Source organism: Massilia sp. (genome assembly GCF_046293535.1).
Taxonomy (GTDB): Bacteria; Pseudomonadota; Gammaproteobacteria; order Burkholderiales; family Burkholderiaceae_D; genus Telluria.
Window position 1 is genome coordinate 1 of sequence record NZ_JBKBOV010000091.1, and the last position, 1,696, is coordinate 1,696.

At 67.2% G+C, this 1,696-nt stretch carries 3 protein-coding genes; 1 reads left to right on the forward strand and 2 read right to left on the reverse strand.

Annotated elements, in window-relative coordinates; translation table 11 throughout:
- The coding region (gene ribA, locus ACK4S9_RS23215) for a GTP cyclohydrolase II RibA (RefSeq protein ID WP_409730304.1) at positions 1-353 on the forward strand (353 nt) is incomplete at its 5' end.
- A gap of 36 nt (positions 354-389) precedes the next feature.
- Here ribA and ACK4S9_RS23220 read toward each other — a convergent pair.
- Complete coding sequence (locus tag ACK4S9_RS23220; protein ID WP_350027175.1) at positions 390-1,070, reverse strand: HAD family phosphatase; 681 nt, start codon at positions 1,068-1,070, stop codon at positions 390-392.
- Positions 1,067-1,696, reverse strand: a 630-nt coding sequence (locus ACK4S9_RS23225; RefSeq protein ID WP_409730306.1) for a YggS family pyridoxal phosphate-dependent enzyme, incomplete at its 5' end; no start/stop codon positions are given. The genes ACK4S9_RS23225 and ACK4S9_RS23220, both read right to left, overlap by 4 nt.

Below are 1,696 nucleotides of genomic sequence, written 5' to 3' on the forward strand. Positions count from 1 at the left end.
TCGCTCAGGCCGGCTGGGGCATCCTCTTGTACCTGCGGCAGGAGGGGCGGGGAATCGGCCTCGTCAACAAGCTGCGCGCCTATGCGCTGCAGGATCAGGGCTTCGACACGGTCGACGCCAACACCCGCCTCGGCTTCGCGATTGACGCGCGCGATTTCGGCGTTGCGGCGCGGATGCTCGACCTGCTCGGCCAGCGCGACATCCGGCTGCTGACCAACAACCCCGGCAAGGTGCAGGGGCTGGAGGCGCATGGCATCAATGTGGTGGAGCGGGTGCCGCATTTCCTGCCGACCAACCCGCACAACGAACATTACCTCGCCACCAAGCGCGACCGGACTGGCCACCAGCTCTGACCGATACGGCGTAGGCGCGCCGCGGTGCTGGCGGGCTTACGCGCTCGCCGGCAGGCCGAGCACACGGCGGACGCCCTCGAAATCGTGCGCGATCGTGTGGACGCCAATCTTGCGCAGCCGCTCGTCATGCCCAAGCGCGCAATGGCTGCCGGCGCACAGGCCAATCACATGTGCACCGCTGGCGACCGCGCCGGTCGCGCCAACGGGCGAATCCTCCAGGATCACGCAGCGTTCGATCGGCACGCCCAGCTGCGCCGCGCCATGCAAATACAGGTCGGGCGCCGGCTTGCCGCGGGCGACATGCTCTCCGCCGGAATATAGATGATCGCCGAACACATCCTCCAGCCCCAGGTGGCGCAGGTGCGTGCTGATCCACCGTGTCGAGCTGGACGAGACGACCGCCTTGGGCAGGTCGGCCGGCAGCGATCGAACAAAGGCAACCGCCCCGACGACCTCTTCGACGCCTTCCAGCAGGACGCGCTCATTCTCGGCCAGGCGCGCCTCGTTCCAATTGCCGGGCAGCGGGCCGCCGATGAAATCCTCCACACGGTTGAGGAAGTCCTGGCCGGCCAGCCCCATGAAGCGGGCCATCGATTCCTCCGGCGTGATCGGATGGCCGTTTGCGGACAGAAAATCGGCGATATGCTTGTTGCCGAGAAACTCGCTCTCGATCAGCACGCCATCGAAATCGAACAGCAGCGCGTCGAAATCGATCATGCGCCCGCCTCCGGCTGGGTGCGGGCGCCGAACAGCGCCGACCCGATACGCACATGGGTGGCGCCGATCATCACCGCTGTCTCGAAATCATCCGACATCCCCATGCTGAGGCCCGTTAGTCCTTCCTCACGCGCCAGCTTCGCCAAGAGCGCGAAATAAGGCGCGGCATCGACCCCGACCGGGGGAATGCACATCAACCCGGCGACCGGCAGGTCCGCCTGCCGCGCCTCGGCAAGCAGCGCGGGCAGGTCGTCGATCGCGCACCCGCCCTTTTGCGGCTCCTCGCCGATATTCACCTGAACGAAGCAGGGCAGACGACGATCCTGCGCATCCATCGCGCGGCCCAGCGCGCCGACCAGTGAGGGCCGATCGACGGCGTGGATCACGTCGGCCAGCGCCACGGCATCGGCCGCCTTGTTCGATTGCAGCTGGCCGATCAGGTGCAGCGTGACGTCGGGAAATTGCTCGCGCAGCGCCGGCCATTTGGCGGCCGCTTCCTGCACCCTGTTCTCACCGAAATGGCGCTGGCCGGCCTCCAGCAGCGGCACGATGGCCTCGGCGCCATGCGTCTTGGAAACGGCGATCAGCGTCACATCGCTTGCCTTGCGGCGGGCGAGCTTGGCGGC

Coding starts and splice junctions, on each gene's coding strand:
- ACK4S9_RS23220 (WP_350027175.1), bottom strand. CDS start 1,070: ATGATCGATTTCGACGCGCTGCTGTTCGATTTCGATGGCGTGCTGATC.